18 protein-coding genes are annotated in these 18,858 nt (G+C 38.1%); all 18 read right to left on the minus strand.

Annotation, left to right across the window (positions count from 1 at the left end):
- Positions 1 to 53: 53 nt before the first annotated feature.
- Positions 54 to 734, minus strand: coding sequence for a ComF family protein (locus NFR44_RS02060; protein ID WP_251440636.1), 681 nt, complete (start codon positions 732 to 734; stop codon positions 54 to 56).
- Positions 735 to 2,879 carry an SF1B family DNA helicase RecD2 gene (gene recD2, locus NFR44_RS02065; protein WP_251440637.1) on the minus strand — a complete coding sequence of 715 codons (2,145 nt, stop codon included), beginning with the start codon at positions 2,877 to 2,879 and terminating at the stop codon, positions 735 to 737.
- Positions 2,879 to 3,646, minus strand: coding sequence for a chorismate mutase (locus NFR44_RS02070; RefSeq protein ID WP_251440639.1), 768 nt, complete (start codon positions 3,644 to 3,646; stop codon positions 2,879 to 2,881). Before NFR44_RS02070 ends, recD2 begins: the two co-directional genes overlap by 1 nt.
- A 211-nt stretch (positions 3,647 to 3,857) precedes the next feature.
- Positions 3,858 to 5,045: an aminotransferase-like domain-containing protein gene (locus tag NFR44_RS02075; RefSeq protein WP_251440641.1), complete on the minus strand. Its 1,188-nt coding sequence runs from the start codon at positions 5,043 to 5,045 to the stop codon at positions 3,858 to 3,860.
- Between the two features lie 234 nt (positions 5,046 to 5,279).
- Positions 5,280 to 6,212 (minus strand): bifunctional riboflavin kinase/FAD synthetase, encoded by a 933-nt coding sequence (locus tag NFR44_RS02080; protein WP_251440642.1) that lies wholly within the window; start codon positions 6,210 to 6,212, stop codon positions 5,280 to 5,282.
- 10 nt (positions 6,213 to 6,222) lie between these two features.
- Positions 6,223 to 7,101: a tRNA pseudouridine(55) synthase TruB gene (truB, locus tag NFR44_RS02085; RefSeq protein ID WP_251440643.1), complete on the minus strand. Its 879-nt coding sequence runs from the start codon at positions 7,099 to 7,101 to the stop codon at positions 6,223 to 6,225.
- Positions 7,101 to 8,039 (minus strand): DHH family phosphoesterase, encoded by a 939-nt coding sequence (locus tag NFR44_RS02090; RefSeq protein ID WP_251440645.1) that lies wholly within the window; start codon positions 8,037 to 8,039, stop codon positions 7,101 to 7,103. The genes truB and NFR44_RS02090 overlap by 1 nt, the downstream gene beginning before the upstream one ends.
- Positions 8,023 to 8,388, minus strand: coding sequence for a 30S ribosome-binding factor RbfA (gene rbfA / locus NFR44_RS02095; RefSeq protein ID WP_251440647.1), 366 nt, complete (start codon positions 8,386 to 8,388; stop codon positions 8,023 to 8,025). The genes NFR44_RS02090 and rbfA overlap by 17 nt, the downstream gene beginning before the upstream one ends.
- Before the next feature lie 9 nt (positions 8,389 to 8,397).
- The gene (gene infB, locus NFR44_RS02100; protein WP_251440649.1) at positions 8,398 to 10,911 is read right to left on the minus strand and encodes a translation initiation factor IF-2; all 2,514 of its coding nucleotides are present in this window, start codon (positions 10,909 to 10,911) and stop codon (positions 8,398 to 8,400) included.
- 16 nt (positions 10,912 to 10,927) lie between these two features.
- Positions 10,928 to 11,233 (minus strand): L7Ae/L30e/S12e/Gadd45 family ribosomal protein, encoded by a 306-nt coding sequence (locus NFR44_RS02105; protein WP_251440651.1) that lies wholly within the window; start codon positions 11,231 to 11,233, stop codon positions 10,928 to 10,930.
- 8 nt (positions 11,234 to 11,241) lie between these two features.
- A complete protein-coding gene (rnpM, locus tag NFR44_RS02110) occupies positions 11,242 to 11,514 on the minus strand; it encodes an RNase P modulator RnpM (protein WP_251440653.1) in 273 nt (90 codons plus the stop codon).
- Positions 11,514 to 12,608 carry a transcription termination factor NusA gene (gene nusA, locus NFR44_RS02115; RefSeq protein ID WP_251440656.1) on the minus strand — a complete coding sequence of 365 codons (1,095 nt, stop codon included), beginning with the start codon at positions 12,606 to 12,608 and terminating at the stop codon, positions 11,514 to 11,516. The genes rnpM and nusA overlap by 1 nt, the downstream gene beginning before the upstream one ends.
- 28 nt (positions 12,609 to 12,636) lie before the next feature.
- Positions 12,637 to 13,095, minus strand: coding sequence for a ribosome maturation factor RimP (gene rimP, locus NFR44_RS02120; protein WP_251440660.1), 459 nt, complete (start codon positions 13,093 to 13,095; stop codon positions 12,637 to 12,639).
- 167 nt (positions 13,096 to 13,262) lie between these two features.
- Positions 13,263 to 13,925, minus strand: a complete 663-nt coding sequence (locus tag NFR44_RS02125) for a hypothetical protein (protein ID WP_251440663.1) — start codon at positions 13,923 to 13,925, stop codon at positions 13,263 to 13,265.
- Positions 13,926 to 13,988: 63 nt separating this feature from the next.
- Positions 13,989 to 14,555 (minus strand): lytic transglycosylase domain-containing protein, encoded by a 567-nt coding sequence (locus tag NFR44_RS02130; RefSeq protein ID WP_251440665.1) that lies wholly within the window; start codon positions 14,553 to 14,555, stop codon positions 13,989 to 13,991.
- Complete coding sequence (coaE, locus tag NFR44_RS02135) at positions 14,552 to 15,166, minus strand: dephospho-CoA kinase (protein ID WP_251440669.1); 615 nt, start codon at positions 15,164 to 15,166, stop codon at positions 14,552 to 14,554. Before coaE ends, NFR44_RS02130 begins: the two co-directional genes overlap by 4 nt.
- Before the next feature lie 135 nt (positions 15,167 to 15,301).
- On the minus strand, positions 15,302 to 16,126 hold the full coding sequence (mutM, locus tag NFR44_RS02140; protein ID WP_251440672.1) for a bifunctional DNA-formamidopyrimidine glycosylase/DNA-(apurinic or apyrimidinic site) lyase: 825 nt from the start codon (positions 16,124 to 16,126) through the stop codon (positions 15,302 to 15,304).
- A gap of 71 nt (positions 16,127 to 16,197) precedes the next feature.
- On the minus strand, positions 16,198 to 18,846 hold the full coding sequence (gene polA / locus NFR44_RS02145) for a DNA polymerase I (RefSeq protein ID WP_251440674.1): 2,649 nt from the start codon (positions 18,844 to 18,846) through the stop codon (positions 16,198 to 16,200).
- Between the last annotated feature and the right edge of the window lie 12 nt (positions 18,847 to 18,858).

Raw genomic sequence — 18,858 nt, forward strand, 5'->3', positions numbered from 1 at the left:
ACATATAAATATCCAATTCATACATAAGCAGTCTACAAAAGTAGACTGCTTTTTTAATGCCCCCCTGCTAAGGCTAGTCCCATAACTTCTGCCGCCCCATATTCAGTCACTAATATTTTAGCAGCGGCTTCTAAGGTAGCACCTGTTGTAAATATATCATCAACTATCATTATTCGTTTATCTTTTAAACACTTTGATTTTTCTACCTCTGGTATAGCTGTAAAAGCATGTTTCATATTTTCATGGCGCTCAGTTCGCCCTAAAGAAAACATAGCCTGTGTAGAATCTACTTTATGTAAAGCCTCTAACCATTGCCAATGACATGGCGGCTTTGTTATTTGTTTAGACACTGCCTGAACCCATTTCTTAAATAATATATCCACTTGATTATATCCTCTTATTCGGCGCTTAGAGTCACTAACAGGTATAGGCACTACATAATCAGCAGTCAATATGTCCTCATCTAAGGCAAGCATAAATGAATACAAAAAAGGAGCGGCCCCTATGGCTCGCTCCTTTTTTCCTTGAAACTTTATATCTCGTAATATACTTTTAAGACCCTTATCATAATGTCCTATTACATATGCATACGCCAAATCCTCTCCAGCGAGATCTGTAACTTTACGAACATCATATAATTCTTCAAAACAAATTTTACACCACTCACCCTCATGCCACACATCTACACCACAACTAGGACAAGTTGGTGGATATAAAAAATCACGCCACTGCACTTATATCACTCCCTGCAAGCGCTCTTTAAAAAGACTATAACGAGCTATACCGCTTTGAGTCCCTACAGCCTTTTGAATAGCCCCCTTTGTACCAATCACAATTACTTTATTACGTGCTCGTGTCACAGCTGTATATAAAAGGTTTCGCTGTAACATTTGATGATACGTAGGAATAAAAGGAATAATTACTGTTCCATATTCACTGCCTTGACTTTTATGTACTGTAATAGCATAGGCTAACATAAAAGATACCATATCTTCCATAGGCACTTTTACTTCTTTGTCCAAAAAGCGAATAGATACTTCTGTCTTAGAAATAGCAAAAATAACACCTATTTCTCCATTAAAAACTTCCAGCTCATAATTATTTAATACTTGAATTACTTTGTCACCCACACGATACACTTGACCATTAATTTTAACTTCACTACGCAAGGTTGATTTTTTATTTAAAGCCTCTTGAATGTTTTTGGAAATAGCTACACTCCCTGCTACACCACGTCTCATGGGGGAAATAATTTGCACATCTAATTCATCTTCTGTACTAGCTAAGGATTCTTTATAAGTACTTACAAGGCGGTGCATCATATCTGTCACACTGCGCACTTCTATAAAAGTAAACTCGCCCGCTGATGTCAACTCAGGCATTTTTCCATGGTTAATATCATGTGCATTTGTTACTATCCGATTCCCTTCTTTTTGGCGAAATATAGTATTTAATCGCACATAAGGAATTACTTCACTATCCAACAAATCACGTAATACAAAGCCAGCGCCAATAGGTGGCAACTGATCTACGTCACCAACTATAATTACATACGCTGACTCTGGAATAGCTGCTAGCAAAGAATAATAAAGCTGTACATTTAACATAGATGCTTCATCTACAATGACTACATCAGCTTCAAGCAAATTATCTTCATTCTTGGTAAAATCATAAGAATCACTTCCTTGAACTGGCATTAAAAGGCGATGAATCGTAGTCGCTTCATATCCAGTGGCCTCAGTCAATCGCTTAGCCGCACGCCCTGTAGGTGCACAAAGTAAAATACGATTTTGCGAAGTTTGTTGAAACGCTTCTACAAGCGCCTGTATAATCGTCGTTTTGCCTGTACCTGGCCCCCCCGTAATCAGTGCCATTTTATTTTGAAGCGCCAATTGAATAGCTTCTTTTTGAGCATCACCTAATTGAATTTGCTTATGCAACTCAAATTGCTCAATAAAACTTGTTAGGTCCAAAGAAATAACAGCCCCATCAGCCATTAATTGTTGCGTCAAATAGGCAGCTTCTGACTCAGCATGATAAATATTAGGACTATATACATACAGTAATCCCTCATGTTCTACACCAATAATTTGCCCATACTCTAACAATTCTTCAATGCGGGCAGCAGTTTCTTCCGCATAACCACTTAACATATCAAAGACTAGGCCAATTAATTCATCTACTGGCATACAACTATGTCCATTATCACTAATATTACGTAACGTATAGATAACGGCAGCTTCAATTCGTCGCTCATCATCAGGTGCTACATCAAGGGCTGATCGTAAAGTATCTGCCATAGAAAAAGAAATTGTACTATCAATATCCATTAATCTAAATGGATTATCTTCTAATACTTGTATGGCTGCACCGCCATAGGTAGTATACAATGTACGGCTCCAGCGTGAACTGAGGCCTGCCCCTTCTAAAAATCGATTAATTTCTTGCAAAACACCTTCGCCGCGCAACGAATTATACAAGTCGTCCTTTACACTTTTTCGCAAACCAGGAACAGCTAATAATTCTACAGGATCCTCAGCTCGCAGTACCTCGAGTAATGCTTCATCAAAATACGCTACAATCTTGTCAATTGACTTCTCGCCTAGGCCACGTACACCTAAGTTAATTAAATACTGTTTGGCCCCATACAAAGTATCAGGTTTTAGTCGTTCAATTGTATTGGTTTCAAATTGGCGACCATATTTTTTATGGGTAATATAACGACCGGTTAATTCTAAATCGTCCCCTTCTTTAGGAGCTTCTAAATTAGCAGTACAAACGATTCGTTCTTCATTATAATCTTCTATAAGAAATACACAATAGGAATTTGTTTCATTGTGATAAATTAATCGTTGCACAATGCCCCGAATTGTTTCCATTACCGTACCACATTAGGCAATGCTGCTACAATTTCCTCTACGGAATCAGCAATTGTACTCGCATTTTGTACCTTTACATGGCAAACTTTCTCATATAAAGGATATCGCTCTTCATATAAACGGAAAATATATTCAATGCTTTCTTTTAATAAAGGACGAATTTCCATGTCTAAATCATCAAGAATTTGAGTTACATCACGATGAATAAACACTACAAAGCCAGATTCACGCATTAAATTAACAGTGTCTTCAGATAATACGGTGCCACCACCAGTAGCGATAACAGCTGGCATCTTATGATTTACAATATCAGTAATGGCTTCAAATTCATCTTTACGGAAAGCATCTTCGCCATCATAGATAATGATATTTTGAATGGACTTACCTGTCTTTTCTTGGATAACAGCATCCAAATCATAAAATTCCATTCCTTGATGTTGAGCTAATGCTTTACCTACTGTTGTCTTACCAGCGCCTGGCATACCAATCAAGAAAATATGTTGTTGCATATGCTGTTTCTGACAAGTTTTGCTAATATCTAAAATCGATTCTACAAATTGATTAACATATCCTTTTAGATCACTAGCTTCTACATAGCTTAATGTCTTAGCCAACACTTCTTGTTCTCTTTGAGGCTCATATATACTAATATTTTCAGCTTCTTTTATACGAGCAATCTCTAAAATAACCTGTAAACGTTCTTCAAAGGTTTTAACTAATTCTTTATCTATAGCATCAATTTTTTGACGTGCTTCTTGTAAATTCATACTTACCTCGCTCCTACATAGCTATACGGTACCATTAATAGAGAAGAACATTTGTATCTTCTCATGCCCTTATATTTTACCATATTCCCTAATTTTCTTGTAGCATTAAGAGGGAATTTCCTAACAAGGCAAAATAAAATGACCCTTACGCATATCCTCATGGACTCTGTAAAGGTCATTAACAATTATTTGCTACAGCTTTAAGGTAAACCTATTTATTTAAATTCTCATTCAAAACATCAGCAATTCGCTTAATACCATCACGAATAGTCGCTTCATCATTACAAGAATAATTTAAGCGGAAGAAATTCGTATTACCTTCTGATGTAAAGAAAGCTTCCCCAGGAACAAAGGCAACTTTACGCTCGATACATTGCTGTAAAATATCACGGGATTTTAAATGCTCTGGCAACGTACACCAAATGAATAAGCCTCCTTCTGGATAGGTGTGAGTGACCTCCTTAGGAAAGAATTCATCAATGGCTTGTAACATAGCATCACGACGAGAGCGATATAATTTTATAATACTTTGTACATGAGCATCAAAATCAAAATTTTGTAACCAAGCTTCGCAAATACGTTGTGAAAATGGTGCTGTAGATAAATCCATATTTTGTTTTAACAAGTCACACTTTTCAATAAATAATGGATTCCCCGCAATCCAGCCTAAGCGGAAACCAGGAGCGAACGTTTTTGAAAAAGTCCCCAAAGAACAAACTAAGCCCTTCGTATCAAAGGTATTAAGAGATGGTAAATACTCCCCTTCATAACGAAGTTCACCATATGGATTATCTTCAATAACGGGTACTTCAAATTCATCCACAACTTTCATGAATTCTTCCCGTCGTTCACGCGACCAAGTAATGCCAGTTGGGTTCTGAAAATCTGTTACCACATAAATTAAACGTACCGTATGTGTTTCCAAAGCTTTACGTAGCTCCGAAATAATCATACCTTGTCCATCGCCTGGAATTTCAACATAATTAACCCCACTTAAATTAAAAGCGGTAATAGCCCCTAAATAAGATGGTTTTTCCACAAGTACAGTATCACCTGTATTGCAGAATAAGCGACATAACATATCTAATCCCTGTTGCGAGCCACAAGTAATTAAAATATTGTCTTTAGTAAAATTAGTTTTAACAATGCGATTCATACGCTTTGCAATACTGTCCCTAAGAGGTTCATAACCAAGTGAAGGGCCATACTGCAAGGCTTTACCAGCATCACCATTTAAGACGATTTCCGTAGCCTTTCTAATCTCTTCAGCTGGAAATGATTCTTCCGCTGGCAACCCTCCAGCAAATGAAATCATATCTGGCTGCGCAATAAGCTTTAAAATATCTCCTGTATCTGAGTGCTTAATTGCATTAACTGCATCTGAAAAACGTATAGCCATAATGATAACCTCCTTAAATTATTGTAGTTTTTATCATACTCTTATCATAGGTAAATGTCAACTAAAAATATACAACTGTGTATAAAGAATGGACATATTTTATTATGCACTTTATAAGATTTTTTTATGATAAAAATCAAAAGCGCCTGTAAAGATTCAATTCTTTAACAGACGCTTAACTGCTTTTTCATTACTTTCAGAAATAATATTACCCTTATAAGTAATGAAGTCGTTTTATTTATTTTTAAAGAACTCCTTAGCCTGCTGTTCATCAATCTTCATCTGACCAATTAATTCATCTAAGGAATTAAACCGCTGTTCTGGACGCAATAATTGCCAAAATTCAACCGTTGCTTCATGGCCATATACCATTTGATTAAAATCAAAAAGATGAACCTCAAAACGGTGATATTGATTTTCAAAGGTTGGATTATCTCCTAAGTTCCCTACTCCTTCATACCATTGACCATCAAGAAATACACGATTCACATATACTCCATCAGGTGGCAAGGTAAGTTCTTTAGGAAATAAGAAATTCAGTGTAGGAAACCCTAAGGTGCGCCCACGCTGATCCCCTTCAATTACTACTCCACGAAACATGTAGGGTCTGCCCAATAAGGCTTTAGCAAAGGCTAAATCCCCTTTACGAACAGCTTGTCGAATTAATGTACTGGATACATGTTCTTGTACTTCTTGGCATTGTGCTAATGACAGCGCGTGTACAACAATCGGTCTATCTTGTAATAACTGTTGAATTAAAGCAGGCGTTCCTTTGCCGCCAGCACCAAATGTAAAATTTTGTCCTACTACAAAAGCAATCACATTATTATGAGCCGTCAAGGCTACTACAAATTCCTCAGCCGGTATAGCTAATAATTCTTTAGTCATTGGCAAACACAATACATAATCAACACCAAGGTCGTGTAAAATTTCACCTTTCAACACAGCCTGTAAAAGCATGGTCGGACAACGAGATGGATTTAAAATATGCAAAGGGTGATGATCAAAGGTCACCACTACCGTACTAGCCTTCGCCGCCTTTGCTTCAGCTACAGCACGCTGTATTACCGATTGATGACCACGATGAAGGCCATCAAAGGTACCTAATGCATAGACAATATTAGTGTTTAATTGTTGTAACTCTGCAAAGGACGTTAAAATCTTCATACATCAATTCCTATAAAAAAATATTTTTTACTACTTTTAAGGTACTTTCCGTACCCTCTACTATACCAAAGAAACCATTTGAGCTATAGGCACAATATAATTGTTGTGCTACCCCTTCAAAATTGGCAATAGCTTCATAAGGCCATTGCTTGCCTTGTTTTAACGCTAATAAACCAGCTTCAGATACCTGAACTATAGGCATATGACTTAATGCCGACTCTGTAGGCAAAACACAGGTCTCCCCACGCTCTAGCAATTCCTCCGCTGTAATAGCTTGCTCTATTGTATAAGCACCAACAGCAGTACGAGCTAGTTGTGTCATAGTTCCTGGAATACCTATGGCTGTTGTAATATCACGTAATAAAGCTCTAATATAAGTACCTGCCGAACAAGTTACTCGTATTGTAAAATAAGGATACGCATAGGCTAATAATTGGCATTCATAAATAGTAATAGTGCGACTGGGCAGCGTAAACGCAACCCCTTCACGAGCCAATTCATAGGCACGACGACCATTGACTTTTATTGCCGAATATATTGAAGGTTGCTGACTTTTCTCACCAATAAAAGAATGAATCACATCTTCCAATCTTTGCCAAGACGGCACATCGTTGGGCACGACTTCCTCCTGCAAAGGTATGCCTGTACTATCTTCAGTATCAGTACCATAACCAAAGCGACATTCTGCTACATAGGTTTTAGCTACATTTTCAGTATATTCTATAATACGCGTAGCTTTACCTACGAAAATAGGTAATACACCATAGGCCAATGGATCTAATGTCCCACTATGACCAATACGACGCTCTTTTAGAATACGTCGACAAATGCCTACAGCATCATGACTCGTGATCCCTGGTGGTTTCAAAAACGGAAATACGCCATCCATTAATGAATCACCGCTATTAGTTGTGCTATCGCACCAGCTATATCTGCCTGAATCGTACAGCCAGCAGCTTTTACATGGCCACCACCACCAAATTGGCTAGCAATAGCATTTACATCAGTTTCTTTGGCACGTAAACTTACCCGTGTCGTTTTTTTATTTACAGCTTTTAATAAAATAGCTACATCAACTGTATCAACATTACGAATCAAATCAACATAACCATCTGTATCATCCCCTACTTTAGCCATTAATGCTTCATCAAGGGCAATAACTGCGACTTTTCCATCCTTAAAAAACTGAATAGTCTGTAAGGCTTCTTTCATAACTTCAATGCGCGCTATGGTAGTCACTTCTACATGTTCTGAAACAATATTAGGCTGTGCCCCACAAGCTACGCAAAGAGCCCCCATTTTTAAGGTTTGCTCCGTAGTGTTACTAAAGCGGAAGAACCCACAATCTGTGGCAATCGCCATATATAAAGCATTGGCCATAGACGCAGTAATCTTCCAGCCCCAGCTATCACACAGATAAGCTAAAATTTCACCAGTAGCAGCAAAGTCAGGACAGAGGAATAAAGCCTCAGCAAATTGGCTATTAGAAATGTGATGATCAATATTATAAATAGGTGCTTTACAATAAGTACCAACTTCACCAATACGCTCAAACGTACTGGCATCGAGCACTAATAACATATCTGCATCCCAAGTAGTCATTTCCTTAGGCTGCTTAATTTTATCGCTATGTGCTAAAAAGCTGTATTTAGCAGGCACTATATCATCGACTACCATAGTAACGTTTTTGCCTTCATTAGTGAGTGCTTCATAAAAGGCTACCATGGAGCCAATAGCATCTCCATCTGGATGAACATGAACGGTTAAAATAATATGCTGTGCATCATCTAATGCAACTTTTAACTGTTCTTTAGTTATGGCTGCCATTGTCTTCATCCTTTTTTATATCTTGTAACAAGGACTCAATATGCATACTATAATCTAAAGATGTATCGGCATCAAAAGAAATTTCAGGTACATAGCGGAGACGTAATACTTTACCTAATTCGCTACGTACATGACCAGCTGCATGCCGTAAAGCCTGCAAAGAAGCCTTTTTTTCTTCATCTTTACCAAATAAACTTACATAAATAGTTGCTTGTCGTAAGTCCCCCGTCACTTCTACATCAGTAACAGTGACAAAGCCGATGCGTGGGTCTTTAAGACCACGCATCAACATGCTACTCACTTCTTGTTTTATAAATTCTTGTAATTTACGTACACGTACGTCGCTCATTGAGGCCTCCTAAATCTGTGGCGCAATTTCTTCCATTGTGAAGGCTTCAATTACGTCGCCTTCTTTAATATCACGGTAACGCTCAATGGAAATACCACATTCAAAACCACTCTTCACTTCTTTTACTTCATCTTTAAAGCGACGTAAGGAATCAACTTCCCCTTCATGAACAACTACACCATCACGAATTAAACGAATTTCAGATTTATTCGTAATCTTACCTTCTGTAATATAAGAACCAGCAACAATTGCTTTTGGTGTAGAAATTACTTGTCGTACTTCAGCACGACCAAGAATTACTTCTTTAAATTCTGGTGTTAACATACCACGCATAGCGCTTTCTACGTCATTAATAGCATCATAAATAACGCGATATGTACGAAGATCTACGCTTTCTTTCTCAGCGGCTTTACGAACCACAGCATCTGGACGTACATTAAAGCCAATAATAATTGCATTAGAAGCAGAAGCTAACATTACGTCAGATTCATTAATAGCACCTACAGCCGCATGAACAATAACAATGCGCACTTCTGGGTTTTTAATAGCTTCTAAGGACTGGCGTAATGCTTCTACAGAACCTTGTACGTCAGCTTTAATAATAATATTTAAATCTTTTAATTCACCTTGTTGAATTTGGTTGAAAATATCATCTAAGGTTACTTTATGCGTAGCCCCTAATTCAGCAATACGTTGTTTTTCCACACGTTTTTCTGCAATAGTACGTGCTTCGTTATCATCAACGGCATCCATGATTTCACCAGCTTGTGGCACATCAGAAAGACCTAGTACTTCTACTGGCATAGATGGGCGGGCTACTTTAACTTTTTCGCCTCGTTCATTGGTCATAGCACGGACTTTACCATAAGCAACGCCAGCAATGATATTGTCACCTACACGCAAGCTACCTTTTTGTACTAATACTGTACATACAGGACCACGGCCTTTATCTAACTTGGCTTCAATAACCACGCCTTGAGCATTACGATTTGGATTAGCTTTTAATTCCATCACTTCTGCAACAAGCAAGATATTTTCTAATAAATCATCAATACCTTGACGTTGTTTAGCCGATACAGGCACCATTATGATATCGCCACCCCATTCTTCTGGGATTAAACCATGTTCAGCTAATTGCTGTTTTACATGGTCAGGGTTAGCACCTGGTTTATCCATTTTATTAATCGCTACAATAATAGGCACATTAGCGGATTTAGCATGGTTAATCGCTTCAATAGTTTGTGGCATAACACCATCATCGGCAGCTACTACTAATACAGCAATATCTGTTGACTGAGCACCACGCAAACGCATAGCTGTAAATGCTTCATGGCCAGGTGTATCTAAGAAGGTAATCTTATTCCCTTTATAGCGAACCATATACGCACCGATATGCTGCGTAATACCACCAGCTTCCGAAGCCGTTACATTAGTCTGACGGATTACATCCAATAAGGAGGTTTTACCATGGTCAACATGACCCATAATAGTAACAACGGCTGGACGAGGTTGTAAGCTTTCTGGAGAATCTTCAATTTCACGAATTTCAGTAGGATCTTCTTCTGGTGCAGCTTCAGAAACATTAACACCAAACTCTTCTGCTACAATAGCAGCCGTTTCGAAATCAATTTCTTGATTGATTGTCGCCATTACACCTAAAAGCATAAGTTTTTTAATGATTTCACTCACTTCGCGGCCCATAGTTTCAGCCAATTCTTTAACTGTTAATGTTTGGCCAATTTCAATGTGAGTAGCAATCATTGCTTCTGCTTTACGTTTTTCTTCTTCTTTATGTTGGCGATTTTGTTCATTACGCTGTTTTACGCGATTCTTGCTTTTTGCCAAAGAGGTAGATAATAAAGACTGCGGGCGGTTACCATTGCGATTCTTTTTATCTTTTTTATTGCGACGATCATTGTTATTATTGCCATCACGATTGCTACGAGCATCTTTATTATTGCGATTATCACGGGTATCACGATTATTTTTCCGATCATTAGGACGTTCGTTACGGTCATTGCGATTATTTGTTTCGTTCTTCTTATCCGCATGACGAGTATTATTGCGATCTTGCCCTTTATTGTCATTGCGATTATCTTGACGTTGGCCAGCTTGATTAGTTTTATTAGCTGGTTTCTGATTGCGAGACTCTTGCTTATGCTCAGACCCTTTGTGAGTTTGACCAGCTACTTTACGGTTCTCTGGTTTCTGACCATCTGTTTTATGACCTGCAGCTTTATGAGTATCCTGCTTCTTAGGCTGCTCTGCTGTTTTATGAGCTGGTTTTGAATTAGTTTTAGGTGCTTCAGCTTTAGGGGCTTCAACTTTCGTAGCAGCTTCTACTTTTTTAGGTACAGAAGTATCTGCTTTCTTAAAATGCTTTTCTACTAAAGCTACACCGGCTTCATCTAAACCACTAGCTGGCGTTTTTGATTCATAACCATTGCGGCTTAAGAAATCTATAATTCGTTTATTTTCTACATTTAGTTCTTTACTTAAATCACGTATTCTTTTTTTTGACATCTACATGCCCCCTTAATCAATTATCTATTTCCTTGAGCATTGCTTTGGCAAATCCCGCGTCATTAACGAGAACAATAGCTCGTTGTTCTTTTCCGATAGCTTGCCCTAATTCAGCCTTTGTTAATACCTCACGTAAAGGAACCTTATGCTGTTGAGCTAGCCAATTATATTTTTCAGCATTATTTTTTGCACAATCTAAAGCTAATATAGCCAATGGGATATTCCCTCGTTTGATAGCTTTTTCTGCTACAAAGTCGCCTGATAATAATTTACCGGCCCTCTGTGCCATGCCTAATAAGTTTTTAAGTTTAATACTATCCATAAGCCCGTTTATTCCTTAGTTGGAAATAATTCAGCTCGTAAATTTTCATATATATCTGCAGAAACAGCACGTTTCAAAGAACGCTCTAAGCGCTTAGCCTTATAGGCTGTTTCAAAGCAGTCTGTCTTTGGCTCTATATAAGCGCCACGACCTGCGGCCTTCCCCGTCCGGTCGATAGTGATAACCCCTTCTGGAGATGCTACAATGCGCAACATGTCTTTCTTATTTCGAAGTTCGCCACAACCTACACAAATGCGCATTGGTGGTGATTTCTTCTTCATTAAGCCTCACCATCCTCTGTTAGGATAAATTCGGAGGAGTCAGCTGTACTTGGTTCTTCTGTATCAGCTTGAGTTTCACTCTTAATATCAATCTTCCAATTAGTCAATTTAGCTGCTAATCGAGCATTTTGCCCTGCTTTGCCAATGGCCAATGATAATTGATAATCAGGCACTACAACGCGAGATGTTTTCTCTTCTTCATCCACCTCTACAGAAATAACCTTAGCCGGACTTAAAGAGTTTGCAATATAAATAGCTGGATCTTCATCCCATTTTACAATATCAATTTTCTCATCATGTAGTTCATCCACAATATTCTGAACGCGCTGACCTTTAGGACCCACACAAGCGCCTACAGCATCAATTGTTTCATCACGAGACACTACAGCGATCTTAGAACGCATTCCTGGCTCACGAGCTACTGATTTAAGTTCAATAACGCCCTCATAAATTTCAGGCACTTCCAATTCAAATAAGCGCTTTAATAATCCAGGATGTGTACGGCTAATCATAATCTGTGGCCCTTTAGTCGTTTTCTTAACTTCCACAATATAGCATTTGATACGATCGCCTGCTTTATATGTTTCCGTTGGAATTTGTTCAGCTGGTGGTAAAATAGCTTCCGTTTTACCTAAGTCGACAAATACATTACGCCCTTCAACGCGCTGAACAAGACCTGTAATAATATCGCCTTCACGGCTGAAATATTCTTCGTAAACAATGCTGCGTTCTGCTTCTTTTAAACGTTGAATTAACATTTGTTTTGCTGTATGAGCCGCGCTACGACCAAAGTTTTTAGGCGTCACATCTACTTCAACAATATCGCCTACTTCAAAGCGCATATCTTTTTGTTGTGCCTCAACTAAAGCAATTTCTTTTTCAGGATCTGCTACTTCAGCTACTACAGTTTTCTTAGCAAATACTTTATATTCACCGGTTTCACGATTTAATTCTACATATGCTTCCTGATTAGAGCCTGGTTCTTTACGATAAGCCTGCAATAATGATGCCTCTAAGGACTCAAACACCACTTCTGGTGAAACACCCTTCTGCTTTGTTAACACCATAACTGCCTGTACTAATTCTTGACTCACTGATTATTCCTCCAATATCCTATTAGTTTTAAAATTCAAAATGCAATCGAATCTGAGCAATCGCACTACGTTCTAATTCAATCGACGTTTCACCTACCATAATGGTAATTGTCGTATCCGTAAACCCAGCTAATGCACCAGTATATTGTTTTTTCCCATCCACTGGCTTAAATAGTTGTACATCAACATCGGCGCCATTATAGCGTACAAAATCTTTGTCCTTTTTAAGCACTCGATCAAGTCCTGGAGAAGATACTTCTAACAAATAATTCTCTTTAATGGGATCTTTTGCGTCCAGTACTTCGCTCAACTTTTCACTAACTAGCTGACAGTCATCAAGGTCAACTCCGCCTGGCTTATCTAAGTAAACGCGCAAATACCAATCTCGTTCACGAACGTATTCCACATCTACTAATTCCATATCAGTACCTTCTACAATACCTTCCACAATAGAGGACACAAACTCTTCGACGGCTTCTCTTTTCATGGTCATCGCCTCCTTTAATATGATGTAACACTTGTTATCCATGGCTATGCGTATCACTTGCATAGAGTTTTTACTATAAAGTAAAGAGTGAGCCAAGGCCCACTCTTCTAAAAAAGCTTATATCAAATCACGTATATTATATCATGAACACTGCAAAAACACAAATACTACAAACGATTTTCCAAGTCGATTAAAACACGCTCTAATTGTGTTGTCAATTTTTCTTCCAATTCTGGAATTGTTACCGCATCAAAATCGTGATTAATTTCTGGATAATTATGACGACGCAACTCTACAAAGAATTCATCGCGTAGTACATTATAGAAAAGGAGCAGTCCCGACGACTCCTGAGACTTACAATACTCAGCAATAATAAAAGAACCATTAATCATACAAATTCCATTACTGGGCGCAATATCTCGAGTAAAACTGCCTATGGATTCAGGTAATACAGAATCATAGACCCAATCAACTAAGCCTTTTTGCTTATACGCATAAGTGAACATTTGCTGCGGTTCTACCAAACGCTTAGTAATACCGTCTATCCCACGTTCACGTAATACGGCCTCAAATTCACCCCAAGTGTTGCAAACAAAGTTAATGTCTACAAAGGAAAATAAAGGCATAACCACATGAACAGTAAAATCATTGACCTCTTTATCATATACAGCTTCCCAACGCCAGCCTAAAGGATTTTCATAGTGAAAAAAACGAAAACCTAAGACTTCATCTTCCGCTATATCCACTACTAATGTGAAATCTCCAATAGTAGTAGGAAGCCATGAAAAATCATATATTCTATCTTTACACTCTGCTATTATATCAGCCATTAAGAGAACGTCCTTTCTTAACGATTTAATAGATGAAAAATATCTATTAGAGTCTATGGCATACTAATCTCGTTTCACGGAATAAAGAGATTCATAATGCTCTTGATTCTTAAGCACAGTAGCCACATATTCACGCGTTTCAGGGAACGGAATTTCATCAATGGTATCAAAATCAGAATTCCAACCATATTGAGTCATCCACTCTTCCACATGCCCACGCCCTGCATTATAAGCAGCCAGCGCTAATACTTTATTGCCTTTAAACTCGTCTAATAAATACGCTAAATACCATGTCCCTAACTTAATATTAGTTGCCGGCTCGCGAATATCACTATCTGTTAATTTAGCTTCATTACGTTGTTCAGCAATCCAATGGGCTGTTTCTGGCATAAGTTGCATTAAACCTAAAGCACCTGGTGCTGATTCAGCATGTTCATTAAACTTACTTTCTGCTAATATAACACCAGCCACTAAGGAATAAGGCACCTTATTTTCTTGTGCTGCAGCGTATACAAGTTCACTATGTTCTAAAGGATATGCATAGGTGCGCGCTAAATATGGCTCACCTACCCAAAAGTAATATCCTCCTAAAATGACCATACACCAGGCAAAAAATGTAGAGCCTCTCATGAATCCTCCTTAGCAAATAAATGACCTTTCGCTTGCCATAAATCTGCTAGCTGAGTCATTAAATCTTCTAACGTTCCATTATTATCAATTATTACATGACTATATGCCTTTTTATCAGCTAATGGCATCTGACTAGCAATCCGAGCCTTCGCTTCAGCTTCCGTAAATCCATTACGAGCCATTAATCTATCTTTTTGCACATCTGGCTCCAATGATACTAGCCATACTTCATCCATATCCTTATACCAATTTGTTTCAATAAGTAAAGGAATATCATAAATAGCCGCTTCATGGCCCGCGTTAGCAAACTCACTTGCTAACTCTTCAATTCGTTCATGAATATAGCGATGTAAAATTTGATTTAACTCACGCCGTTTCTCTTCATTATTAAATATAATAGCCCCTAATTTAGGCCGATCTAAGGTGCCATCCCCTTGTAATATGCTGGGGCCAAAATGAGCCACTAATTCTGCTAAACCAGCTGTACCAGGTTCTACGACTTCACGAGCCACTACATCAGCATCAATAATAGGCGCCCCTTTTTGGGCTAACCATTCTGAAACAGTACTCTTACCAGATGCAATACCACCAGTTAATCCAATTTTATACATACAATCTCCTACTGTGAAGATTAATTATTATATAATTCTGCCACCATATCTATACTAAGTCATATTATGTACTGACAGTCATACTAATTAATACTAAAAATATTCACTAACAGAAATATACTATACCTACTAATTTTATTTTTGACAATGGCCACAAAATACAGTATGGCGGCCACGTAATGTCATATCTTGTAATGGTCGTTTACAAACTAAACAAGGTTTGCCACCACGACCATACACAAGCAAATAGTCTTGATTTTGTCCTTTATTACCAGCACCATTTTTATAATCTCTGAAACTAGTGCCACCACGCGCTAAACTATCACGCAATACTTTTCGTAACGCCCGATGTAAGGCTTTCACTTCCTTTTCAGTAAGTGAATCTGCCGGCCGTGTAGGTAATACATGCGCTAAAAATAGTGCTTCATCTGCATAAATATTGCCGATGCCCGCTACATACTGTTGCCCTAATAGAAAAGGTTTAATAGGCATACTGCTACGGCGTGTTAACTCATATAGTTTACCACTCGTAAAGGATTGACTCAAGGGCTCCAGTCCCATATGTAAATAAGCTTTTAAATCAATTTGCTTAGGGGATTCGAAAATATATAAAGCCCCTAAAGTACGCACATCGCCATAGGCTAGTAGAGTGCCATCAGTAAAATGAAATAAGATACGATCAAATCGTTCTATTTCAGCTTGAGGTCTAAAGATTAAACGCCCTGTAAGCTTTAAATGAATAATAAGCTGTAAAGAAGTATTTTGAAAGGTAATAATAAGATATTTACCTCGCCGTTTTACTGCTTCAATGGTCTGTCCTACTATAAGTTCTTCTGCCATAGGCGCTGGACAATTTCGCCACATACGGGGCAGCAAAGACTCTACGGACGCCACAGTCTTACCTGCTGTATGTTCGTGAATATATCGCTTTATTAATTCTACCTCTGGTAACTCTGGCATCCTATCACCCTACTTCTTTCACTAGCTTATAATCTATAACACGTATACTCTATTATTTTACATCTACTCTATTATTTTACATCCGCCCAATTCGTAGCACTATGTACATCCACAATAAGTGGTACAACCAATTCTACCACGCTGTCCATAATATCTGCTAATAAGGTTTCTACAATGGCTTCTTCTGCTTTTACTACTTCTAATACTAATTCATCATGTACTTGTAAAAGTAAACGAGATGTGAGCTTCTCCGCTTCTAATCGCTGTGCCACTTGATTCATAGCCAATTTAATAATATCTGCTGCACTACCTTGAATAGGCGTATTCATAGCAGTACGTTCTGCAAAAGAACAACGATTAAAATTACGACTATTAATATCTGGTAATGCTCGTACGCGGCCAAACATAGTACGTACTGACCCCGTTTCATGAGCCTCCGCTACCATAGCATCCATATATTCTTTAACTTTTGGATAACGACTAAAATATAAGTCAATATATTCTTTGGCTTCCCCTCGGGTAATACCTAAATCGCGGGATAGACCAAAATCACTGATACCATAAATAATCCCAAAGTTGACAGCCTTTGCATGAGAACGCTCTGTAGGCGTTACCTCCTCAATAGACTTGCCTAATACTTCAGCGGCTGTAAAACGATGAATATCCTCACCATCTAAAAAGGCTTTAATGAGTGCAGGGTCTTCTGACAAATGGGCCAAGATTCGCAATTCAATTTGAGAGTAGTCAGCGCTTACCAAAGTGTCATAGCCTTCACCAGGCAAGAATAACGCACGAATTTCACGGCCTTTTTCAGAACGGACAGGAATATTTTGTAAATTAGGATCAGAACTACTTAAACGACCTGTCGCTGTAACCATCTGATTAAAGGTACTATGAATACGTTCCGTCTTAGTATTAATCAGTGGTTTTAAGCCTTCTAAGTACGTGGAAATCAACTTAACTACTGTACGATATTTTAATATTAGTTCAATAATAGGATGATCATTACGCAATAAATCCAATACTTCTGCATTGGTAGAATATCCAGTTTTTGTCTTTTTAATAACTGGCAAATTTAGTTTTTCAAATAAAATAACCCCTAGCTGTTTAGGTGAATTAATATTAAATTCTTCACCCGCTTCTTTGTAAATCGCCTCACGAAGTTCATCCGCTTCTTTTTCAAAGAGTGCTTGCGTTTCTTCTAACGCCGCTTTGTCAATATAAATGCCATTTTTTTCCATCACCAATAATGTACGAATTAATGGCAATTCAATAGTTTTATATAAATCCCAAAGGCCATTATCAGTTAATACTTCAACAGCTACGGACTTCATATCGACTAAAGCGTTTACAGTAGCTACAAACTCTACATCATCACCACTTGCAGGTACTACAGGCGCACCAAAACGTTCACATAAATAAGAGATACCATAGTTAGTGCGCGTTGGATCTGCTAAATAGGCCATTAAGGTTATATCCCAAACTCGAGGCTCTTTAGATGTATCAAATAAATCAAGCGGGCCTGGTGTCGTTTCACCCGTTACCTCCATAAGAAGTTTAGCATCTTCCGTTACAATGCCAGCCGCCTTTTGTAACATAGAAGCCACTAATTCTTTTATTGCTTCTGTACTACCATCTAATTTAGCAACTGCTTCACCATTACTTACATAGACTGTATCAATCGTTCTAAATGGATGGCTACCAGCTGTTTTTAAATGAAATGCTAATACCTTATTTGTATAAAAATCAGCACTTACTTCAGTTTCCCCTAAAGTAGTCACTGTTTCTTTTGTATCTATCGGTGAATCTGCAAAAGCGGCAAATAAAGACTCACTATCAGATGGTGCTGGTGCTGTAATCCCCATGGCTTTAATAAGACGTGGCGTTACATTATGAAAACCTAATCGATCAAACAAAGGCACAATTTCTGTTTCATGAGCCGCTGTTACAAAATCCTCTAGCGTATAGTCTAAATCCATGTCAGTTTTAATCGTTGCTAATGTACGAGATAAAAAGGCCAGCTCTTTATTATCTGATAGTTTTTCTTTTAACTTACCTTTAATGCCATCAATATTTTCATACACACCTTCCAATGTGCCATATTCAGTTAGCAATTTAAGAGCCGTTTTTTCACCAACACCTGGCACCCCTGGAATATTATCTGAACTATCACCCATAAGGGCTTTCATATCAATTACTTGCTCTGGACCATAACCATATTCATCAGCCATTGTATCAGGACGCACTTCGAGCATATCACTAATCCCTTTTTTCGTTAAATACACAGTACTATGCTCATCCACAAGTTGTAAACTATCCCGATCCCCAGTAATAATATATACAGCTGTATCCTTACTGCCTAATTTTTTACTCAAGGAGCCAATAATATCGTCCCCTTCATAGCCTTCTTGCTCGATAACTGAAATTCCTAAAGCTTCTAGTACTTCACGAATAAGTCCAAATTGAGGACGTAAATCATCTGGCGCATTAGGCCGATTCCCTTTATAATCAGCATATAGTTCTGTACGAAATGTTTCTTTCCCTTTATCAAAGGCAACCGCTACATAATCAGGTTGTAAATCATTATATAATTTCACAAGCATTGTTAAAAAGCCATACACCGCATTCGTTGGTACACCTAGGGCATTGCTAAGGGGTGGCAATGCAAAAAAAGCACGGTATAACAAGCTACTACCATCTATAATCATTAATTTTTTCATAAAACACCTCTC

It is taken from the genome of Veillonella intestinalis (genome assembly GCF_943193155.1).
In the GTDB taxonomy this organism is placed as follows: Bacteria; Bacillota; Negativicutes; order Veillonellales; family Veillonellaceae; genus Veillonella_A; species Veillonella_A intestinalis.